Below are 8,345 nucleotides of genomic sequence, written 5' to 3'. Positions count from 1 at the left end.
TGATTATAAGTTTGTCGCTTTCGGATTTACATCATGCGCTTCTTTATCCTCTTCTGAAGGACGGAACAATAATTTACGGTCCCAGAATGCCAAGGCGACTGCCGTCAAAAACGTCATCGCATCGGCAATCGGAAACGCCAACCAGACCCCGAACACTCCGAGGAACGACGGGAGTATAAAGACGAGCGGAATCGTATAGAGCGTCTGACGTGAAAGGGACAAGAACATGGCGACTCGTGCTTTCCCGAGCGACTGGTAAATTCCGTTGACGAGCATTTGAACACTCGGTAAAAATGAGACCGCGAACAAAATGTGAATCGCCGTCACGCCTCCCGCAATCAATGCCTCGTCCGTCGAGAACCATCCCATCAGCGTATTCGGGAATACCTGCAAGATGAGCCAAATGATCACAGCGATTGCAATCCCTGCCCGCATTGCCGTCCATATGGTCTCACGCATACGATCATACCGCTCGGCACCATAGTTATATCCGACAATCGGTTGCATTCCTTGTACGATTCCCATGATCGGCATGCCGACGAGCGCCATGAATTTATTGATGATGGCGAAAATCGCCAATTCCTCTGTCCCACCGTACGTTCCGAGCATCACGTTGACGCCAACGAACAAAATCGATTGGGACACCATCATGATGAATGAAGATGAACCGATTGCCATAATTTCTTTCATCTCATCGAATCGTATCCGGAACTGTCGCCATTTGAAGCGCAGTTCCGTTTTTGGTTTTCGGGCGAAGAAGAATCGAAGCATCAATATGGAACCGATTACTTGGGCGAGTGCCGTCGAAGTCGCTGCACCGTACATCCCCCAATCGAACGTGAAGATGAAAAGTGGCGTCGTCACGAGATTGACGAGGACGGTCGTTAACATGACCTTCATTTGATAAGGTGCCTGACCTTCGGCACGAACCATCGCACTCGAAGCAAGCGTGAACATAAAGAATGGTGAACTGATCAAGACAACCGATAAGTACTGTCGACTGAGCTCCATAATCTCGGACGTCGCCCCGAAGACCATTAAAATCTCATCCAACATAAAGAAGGCGGAACTAACCGCGAGTGCAGCAAACAATCCGACGAGGACGAGCACGTTCAAAAATGTGACAGCCGCACCGGCATCGTCTCCTCTTCCTAACTTTCTAGAACTGATGGAGGCGCCACCGAGACCAACAGCACTCGACACGGCCATTAAGATCATTTGTATGGGAAACGCAATCCCGATGGCCGCGACGGCCGAAGCGCCAATGCCACGAGCGACAAAAATCGTATCAATGATATTGTAGAGCGCCGTCACGAGCATCCCGATCATCGCGGGTAGCGATAACTTAAACAGGAGTCGGCCGATGGGCTCTGTCCGCAATTGCTCCGTATTTTGGTTCATCCTTCCATCCCTCCGTCTCTATCTCTTAGGGTAGCAGGATTAGACAGTCCGGGCGACTATGTTGGCTCGGTGGATGTGTCAAGCGAGGACACGTGCTGGGACCCCTTTTCGCTTGCGCATGATGTAATCGGTCGCGACGGGTTTTTCCACTTTAACTCGAATGGTCATCATCGCTTGGTTGGCGGATTCAATCGGCTGACCGTCCACATCCTCAATCGTCTCGATGACTTGGGAGAAACGAACGAATCCAGGTCCGAAAAATTCAACTTCTTCACCGGTTGAGAAGTGATTTCGCTGTTCGAGTGTCGCCATCCCGCTCGACGGGTCGTATGCGATGACACGTGCGGCAAAAGCATACTGAGGAATCGAACGCGGTTTCCCAAACAATTGTTCTTTCTCGGTCGGAATCCCGTAATAGAAACCACTCGCGAGTTCTCGCTGTGCCGCTTTCCAAATCTCTTCTTCCCAAGCCGGGTCGAAGACAAAGTTCTCAGGATCTTCACAGTATGCGTCAATCACTTGACGATACACGTTACACACGGTCGCGACGTAATGAATCGATTTCATTCGTCCTTCGACTTTCAAACTGTCGACTCCAGCGTCCACCAAGTCTGGAATATGTCGGACCATCGATAAATCGACCGAACTCATCGAGAACGGCTCCTCATCACGTGCCTCCATCTCTTCCGTCAAGAGATCGCCCTCTTCAAAGAAGCCATATTTCCAACGGCACGACTGGGCACAGCCACCTCGATTGGCATCCCGCAATGTCATATGATTCGACAATGTACAACGCCCTGAGTAAGAGATACACATCGCCCCATGGACAAACGTCTCAATTTCAACATCGACTTCTTCTTTCATCTGCACAATCTCATCCATCGAGACTTCACGGGCCAAAACAACCCGCTCGAGTCCTTCTTCTTTCCAAAAACGAAGCGTCTCGTAGTTCGTCGCGGAAGCTTGTGTCGACAGGTGAACCGGTAAGCCCACCGCTTCAGTGAGACACGTCTCAATCATGGCAGGATCAGAGACGATCACCGCGTCAATCCCGATATCACGGAGCGTTCGGAAGAAGTCACCAGCTCCTTCGATATCCCCTTCATGCGTCACCATGTTTGCAGCGACATATACTTTCGCCCCGCGAGCATGTGCGAAAGCCACACCTTCACGCATCTCGTCATAACTGAAGTTGCCGGCACGTGAACGTAACCCAAATTGCTGACCGCCGATATAGACCGCATCGGCACCATAATGAATCGCCATCTTCAATTTTTCTAAGTTTCCTGCTGGCGCTAATAATTCTGGACGTTGTTTCATCTTCATCCCTCACTTGATCTCTTCTGGTTTGCGTAACAATAATCCCGTTCCGAGTCGAAACGCTTCCGGTTGTAACTCTCTGAGGCGGTGTTCCATCTCGATTCGGTCGAATTGACCATTCAATAGATTCGCCCGCGCGACGGTAAACAACTGAACGATTTCAACAAACTGTTCTCCCGCGTGCCAGCCATCAAGTTTCCATGTGTGAAGGCCGTTTTTGACTAACGTCGGTAGCTGACCCATAAGCGTCAAATCTTCTGAGAAAATATGCGTGCCATTCTCGTCCTCGTAGATAGGATAACGACTCGCCGCATCTGCTGGCTCACTCATATAAAACTCACGTTGTTTCGCCTCTTCAGAAGGGCGTCCAAGCTCATTGAAATAGTTCGTCACGAGCGGTCGCTTCGAATGATGGATACACGTCGGACCGTACACTTGTACTTCAACGGGGAGACCGATTTGTTGCTGAATCAACACCAATTCCTCGAGAGTGACTTCTCGCGCAACGACGGCTCCGACGGCCTCACGTTTTCCCCAGAACTGAATCTGTTTAGCGGACGTGACGAGCGTTTGGGCATCGTACCAATATGGGATTTTCGCTTGACGGATCAAACGGATGGCCCCGGGATCCCCAGCTGTCACATCGTCGACGCCAATCGCTTTTAACATTTGTAAATAATCCGGCAATTCTTGAATGTGGTCGTTATGCATCAAATTGTTGACGGCCACCGTCACTTCTTTTCCGTATCGATGGGCAAGCTGTGTGACTTCTCTCACAGCTTCGATTGTCCAGTTTCCTTTTTGTCGCAAACCGAATCTAGAATTCCCGATATATAGTCGGTCCGTTCCCGCTTTAATTAACGCTTCTGCTTGTTCGACACTTTGCGCCGTGGTGACGAGCTGAATCATCATCATTGTTCTTCTCCCTACTTTGTGAGTCTAATCACATATTCTTGCTATACTTTAGCATAGGATTGAATGTGCAAACGGGGCAGGATTTTAACAACTCGTGAAGAATTCAGTAACAATGTATGACTTTTCATTAAAGGAGTGGATCACGTTGTCTAAAACAGCTTTAATTACTGGGGCCTCGATGGGCATCGGTTTAGACTTGGCCGTACTCGCCGCACGAGACGGGTACGACTGTATTCTCGTATCCCGAAACGAACCTCGCTTACACGAACTGAAGAAAGTCCTTGAAACGAGATATCGAATCAATGTACACGTCTTCGCGCTTGATTTGGCAAAACATGACGCTGCCAATCAATTGACCTCGATGATTGAAGAGGCGGGATTAACCGTCGATTTTTTGATTAACAATGCTGGATTTGGAACGTCAGGTGCGTTCGCAGACCTCGATGCCGAGACGGAGGCGGACGAAGTCCGATTGAACGTTAACACATTGACGGAACTGACGAAAGCCTATCTTCCAGGTATGCTCGAACGAAATCACGGCTATGTGCTAAACGTCGCTTCCGTCGCTGCGTTCCAACCCGGTCCGTATATGGCCGTTTACTACGCAACGAAGGCTTATGTCCTCTCACTTACCGAGGCGTTGCATGCCGAAGTGAAAGGGAGCGGTGTTCACGTCAGTGTCCTCTGTCCTGGCCCGACAGATACGAATTTCTTTAATCGCGCAGGTAGTGAATTGTCCTTCTCAAAAATGCCATCTCACCTCGTCGCCTTCTTCGGTTATAAAGGTGTCATGAATAATAAGCGCGTGGTTGTGCCTGGTCTCTCGAATCAACTCCTAGTAGGGGTGGCTAAGTTGATGCCACGTGCTCTCAGTCTCGAAGTATTGCGTCGTGTCCAAAAACCAGCAGACGTGTCAGCCACTGAATCAACGACATGAAAAAAGGAGGCTCCTTTTAAGATTCTGAAGGTAATCGCGAGACACTTACGAGCCGATGTAAAAAGACACCTGCTGGAATCATCGTCATGAGCGCTGTCGAGAGGACGACTCCCCACGCAAGCACAGCATCTAGTGACCATTCACCTGAGGTCAATTGATCCATCACGCTCAACTGTTCTACTGATAGAACAATCATCAGCGCTGGCCATACACTCGCTGCTAGAATGCTTAGCATGGCGAAACGGGCCCTCGTATAACGTTTCACTAAAAGAACAAGGTTTAATAAGATAAACAACAACCCTACGAGTAGAAACATGCCGACTTCAGTGATGTTAATATAAGCACTCATCCGTCGTTCACCTCACTCAATATGATAGGAATATTGTATATTTACCCGAGTTGACGAAGGAATATGCGCTCAAATAGCGGACGAATCATGATCAAGAAGACGACATTCGAAATACCGTGGGCCAGATCAAATGGAAAACTGAGTAACAACAACTTCACGACATCCGTCCCGACCACTTCAATGAACGCCAAGTTTGTCGTCCACCCATATAAAAAACCTGATAGTAAACCGAGCAGTAAGAAAAGGATTGTCGATTTCAATAGAATCGGTCGAAATAAACGGACGAGCACAACGACAAGGAGCCATCCTAAAAATTGATAAAATACAAAGGGACCAATCCCAAGCAAAAGTCCTGACAAAATCGGAACAAAAAGCGCGAGGATGGCGGCCCCGTTCAAACTGACCAGTAAGGCCGTCAACATGATCATGGCCGTCGTCGGTTGAACATTCGGTATCGTCATAAAGAGCCAACGCCCAATGACCGCAAGTGCTAACAATTGAACGAGTGGTTGAATCGGGATTCTAGATTTTTCGAACCGGTACAACACGACGATCGCGATCAGGATGGCGAAGACGTATGTGACCATAAGGTGCTCCGATCTTGAAAAAGGTTCCGATCGCCTTGAAAGACGACTTGACCGCTCGCTAGATAAATCACATCCGTCGCAACCTGTATGAGGCCCATGTCATGTGTTGCACAGATGACGCGGGCCGACTTTGCTTTTTGTTGAAGCGCATCAAAGAACGCATCCCGCTCTCCCTTCGTCAAATCCACGGTCGGTTCATCGAGTAAAAGGACACTCGACGGATCGTGTAGGACGGATTGAAGTTGGGCGACCCGTCGCTTCCCTTCTTGTGGGAACGGACCCACTTCTGGATTGGCAGGAAGATAGACTGCTCGTTCTCCCTTTTTCACTCGCCCCTGAAGTGGACGTCTACTTCTAGCTAATAGTTCGAGTAAAGTTGACTTCCCACTCCCGTTCGTCCCGACACAAACTGTGAGTCCAGGCTCATTCATCTGAACCGTCACGTGATCAATCGCATAAGTCGCTTGCAGAGGATGCCGATAAGATACGTCGGTCGCATCGATGGAAGGTGTCGTTCTCGATTCGTTGAACGTGAACGTTGCTTCTCCTGAAGGTTCTTTCGCTCGCTCGGTATAACCGATTTGTACCCCGATTCCAGCAATACGGCGGAGCAACATCTCTAAATGCTCTCTTCGAAATTGGTCTAGATGCCGAAATGGTTCAATCAGGACGATGGAGTCCGGTCGATTTAACAGGGCGTAGGCGACTCGAACAATCTGTTGTTCTCCACTCGAACATGCATCAAACCGCTTCGGATAAAGCGCGTCGATTTGTAATAGTGTAGCGAGTTCCGCCCCTCGAAAAGAGTCGACACTCGAAAGTAAGTGCCCAACCTTTCCCGAGAACGATTGCGTCATCTCAATCACATACGGGTGGTAACGTTCGACGTAATGCTCGAACGAACCGTCAGCGGTAGATAACCATTGCATCACGCATCCCTCCTTTCGTGAGATAAGGATAAATCAGCCAAAGTCCGACAAACAGATGGATTGAAGCCAGACCGATCATCCCAATGAGGACGATTTGCAACAAATCCTCTAAACGAAAGCGCCGTATCGGGTCAACCGCAAACTTCGGCTCAGTTTGCTGGCTTTCAATTCCAATTTGTACACCTTCTCGCCAGTATGCTCTCGGGTGACTCCTGACTGCCTGACGTACCGCCTGCTCCATTGACGGGATGAGTGCCCATGCACCGTATAAGAGTGAAGACGACCGTGGAAAGTTCGATAAGAGCGGGAGCAACCGTTCGAGACGAATGATGCGTGCAATCCATAACATCCCGAGTAAAAAGGCAGCCAATTTCAAAAGCTGACGCCATATGTATCCATAAGAAATTTCCCAACCAATTAGGATGGGCATGATTGAAATCAGACCAAACGCAATCAGTATGGATAGCATTGACCAAGGGAAACGACGTTCAATGATAAGTAGCAAAAGGAGTCCAACCACAAAAAAAGTGACGTCTTCGACATTCATTAATATGTAAAGGTGACAGAAGAGATAGAAAAGGAGCGTGACAGGATGTCTCCGCTCCCAATCTGCCTCATTCGAAGAAAGCCACTGCATCTTCTTCGAACCGCCATTGAATGACATCCGTCGATTCCACTTCTTTGGCACCCGCACCTTCATCCCCTGGTGCACCGTTGAAAGCAAATACCCATCCTGACGATTGTCCTTCAGATTTTTCTTCGATTCCTTCGATTGCCGTCACATAGGACATGTCACCGCTCCCTGTCACCTCAAGGTCGAGCCCTGTTGCTTTTAACGCATCGAGTACAGTCGCGTCCTCTTCTAAGCAGACACTTTTCTCTTGATAGAGCGTTTCCTCAGTCGCTGCGTTATAGACCGAGATCGTCGGACTCACTCCGCACGATTCTTGTTGCGCCTCTTCCCCGCCACATCCGGCAAGTAGTGCGGTCGCTAGTAGAGCAATCGTTACATATGATTTCATTGGTCTGTCAAATCCTCTCGTTGGTGTATCGAATAATTGTAAAGAATCGCATAGCGTTCACCTGTACTACGACCCTCTTGCGTCAGTCCGACGAGCTGGATACTGTTAGCAAGGACGGGTTCACGTTGTAGCCAGAACTTAACGAGCTCATTGTCACGGTTGATCATGAGCATCGACTCATTCTCGAACGTATACATATCATACAGCCCATCGTAAGAAAGTTGTAGGATTGGGGCGGCTATGACATCTGTATATTCTTCCCATGAAGGTTCCCTTAAAGTAGACAACATATGGTCAAATTCGACGAGCTTTTCAAAGAATGCCTGACCTGATTCTTTTCGTAATTCATCGACCTGTTCATAAGATAATTGTCCGTCTGCGTACGTCACGCGAATCTGTTGGAACGATTCAGCTCGTTCGACCATCAGCAAATACTCAATCGTTTGGACGTCCCCATCCCGATGAATTTGAAGTTTACTTCGGTCTAGCTTGATGGAGTCACTGTTGACTCGTTGTAAGATTTTCTCTGTCATCTCATCGAAAGATTCATCCGTGACAGAAACGGCGCCGATTTGTTGCGATTCCGCACGAAACCCAGATTGGTCAAACAATGGTACGAACAATAAGACGATAAAAAAGAAAAATCCTAAAAGTGCTCCATACCATTTATAGCGGCTGTTCTGTTTCGGGAAGAATAAAAAAGACAATAAAAACCCGATTGGGATATGAAATCCACCGATCGGAAACGAAACGATGCCGAGCAGTGAATAAAATAAAAACTTCGGAAAGAAATTGGCTTCCGGTTCTTTCAATTGGTTCAAGCGGACACCTAACAGGACGCTGATCACTAAAAACGCGGCCCAAACATAGAGTTGAATGGTCACA

The 8,345-nt window shown here is 48.5% G+C and carries 10 protein-coding genes; 1 reads left to right on the top strand and 9 read right to left on the bottom strand.

Annotation, left to right across the window (positions count from 1 at the left end):
- Window positions 1-3: 3 nt before the first annotated feature.
- The 3 genes from ON063_RS09955 to ON063_RS09945 all read right to left on the bottom strand — a co-directional run bounded on the left by ON063_RS09955 (window position 4) and on the right by ON063_RS09945 (window position 3,627).
- Complete coding sequence (locus tag ON063_RS09955) at window positions 4-1,401, bottom strand: MATE family efflux transporter (RefSeq protein WP_274665032.1); 1,398 nt, start codon at window positions 1,399-1,401, stop codon at window positions 4-6.
- Between the two features lie 78 nt (window positions 1,402-1,479).
- The gene (locus ON063_RS09950) at window positions 1,480-2,727 is read right to left on the bottom strand and encodes a peptidase U32 family protein (protein ID WP_274665031.1); all 1,248 of its coding nucleotides are present in this window, start codon (window positions 2,725-2,727) and stop codon (window positions 1,480-1,482) included.
- Between the two features lie 3 nt (window positions 2,728-2,730).
- The gene (locus ON063_RS09945; protein ID WP_274665033.1) at window positions 2,731-3,627 is read right to left on the bottom strand and encodes a peptidase U32 family protein; all 897 of its coding nucleotides are present in this window, start codon (window positions 3,625-3,627) and stop codon (window positions 2,731-2,733) included.
- Between the two features lie 154 nt (window positions 3,628-3,781).
- On the opposite strand from ON063_RS09945, the gene ON063_RS09940 reads away from it, so the two are divergent.
- Entirely contained in the window at window positions 3,782-4,573 is a 792-nt protein-coding gene (locus tag ON063_RS09940) for an SDR family NAD(P)-dependent oxidoreductase (protein ID WP_274665030.1), read from the top strand.
- A gap of 16 nt (window positions 4,574-4,589) precedes the next feature.
- On the opposite strand, the gene ON063_RS09935 is transcribed toward ON063_RS09940, so the two are convergent.
- The 6 genes from ON063_RS09935 to ON063_RS09910 are packed head-to-tail and all read right to left on the bottom strand — an operon-like array spanning window position 4,590 to window position 8,344.
- A complete protein-coding gene (locus ON063_RS09935; protein WP_074033266.1) occupies window positions 4,590-4,922 on the bottom strand; it encodes a hypothetical protein in 333 nt (110 codons plus the stop codon).
- 41 nt (window positions 4,923-4,963) lie between these two features.
- The gene (locus ON063_RS09930; protein WP_274665029.1) at window positions 4,964-5,509 is read right to left on the bottom strand and encodes a hypothetical protein; all 546 of its coding nucleotides are present in this window, start codon (window positions 5,507-5,509) and stop codon (window positions 4,964-4,966) included.
- Window positions 5,482-6,438, bottom strand: coding sequence for an ATP-binding cassette domain-containing protein (locus ON063_RS09925; RefSeq protein ID WP_274665028.1), 957 nt, complete (start codon window positions 6,436-6,438; stop codon window positions 5,482-5,484). Before ON063_RS09925 ends, ON063_RS09930 begins: the two co-directional genes overlap by 28 nt.
- Window positions 6,416-7,126: a hypothetical protein gene (locus ON063_RS09920; RefSeq protein ID WP_274665027.1), complete on the bottom strand. Its 711-nt coding sequence runs from the start codon at window positions 7,124-7,126 to the stop codon at window positions 6,416-6,418. Before ON063_RS09920 ends, ON063_RS09925 begins: the two co-directional genes overlap by 23 nt.
- Window positions 7,053-7,460: a DUF4430 domain-containing protein gene (locus tag ON063_RS09915; protein WP_074033270.1), complete on the bottom strand. Its 408-nt coding sequence runs from the start codon at window positions 7,458-7,460 to the stop codon at window positions 7,053-7,055. The genes ON063_RS09920 and ON063_RS09915 overlap by 74 nt, the downstream gene beginning before the upstream one ends.
- On the bottom strand, window positions 7,457-8,344 hold the full coding sequence (locus ON063_RS09910) for a hypothetical protein (RefSeq protein WP_274665026.1): 888 nt from the start codon (window positions 8,342-8,344) through the stop codon (window positions 7,457-7,459). Before ON063_RS09910 ends, ON063_RS09915 begins: the two co-directional genes overlap by 4 nt.
- Window position 8,345 lies beyond the last annotated feature (1 nt).

The organism is Exiguobacterium sp. B2(2022) (assembly GCF_028823655.1).
Lineage (GTDB): Bacteria > Bacillota > Bacilli > Exiguobacteriales > Exiguobacteriaceae > Exiguobacterium > Exiguobacterium aestuarii_A.
The sequence above is the reverse complement of the archived record's forward strand: the minus strand, read 5'-3'. Positions and strand labels throughout refer to the sequence as shown.

Coding starts and splice junctions, on each gene's coding strand:
- ON063_RS09925 (WP_274665028.1), bottom strand. CDS start 6,438: ATGCAATGGTTATCTACCGCTGACGGTTCGTTCGAGCATTACGTCGAA.
- ON063_RS09950 (WP_274665031.1), bottom strand. CDS start 2,727: ATGAAGATGAAACAACGTCCAGAATTATTAGCGCCAGCAGGAAACTTA.
- ON063_RS09930 (WP_274665029.1), bottom strand. CDS start 5,509: ATGGTCACATACGTCTTCGCCATCCTGATCGCGATCGTCGTGTTGTAC.
- ON063_RS09935 (WP_074033266.1), bottom strand. CDS start 4,922: ATGAGTGCTTATATTAACATCACTGAAGTCGGCATGTTTCTACTCGTA.
- ON063_RS09915 (WP_074033270.1), bottom strand. CDS start 7,460: ATGAAATCATATGTAACGATTGCTCTACTAGCGACCGCACTACTTGCC.
- ON063_RS09955 (WP_274665032.1), bottom strand. CDS start 1,401: ATGAACCAAAATACGGAGCAATTGCGGACAGAGCCCATCGGCCGACTC.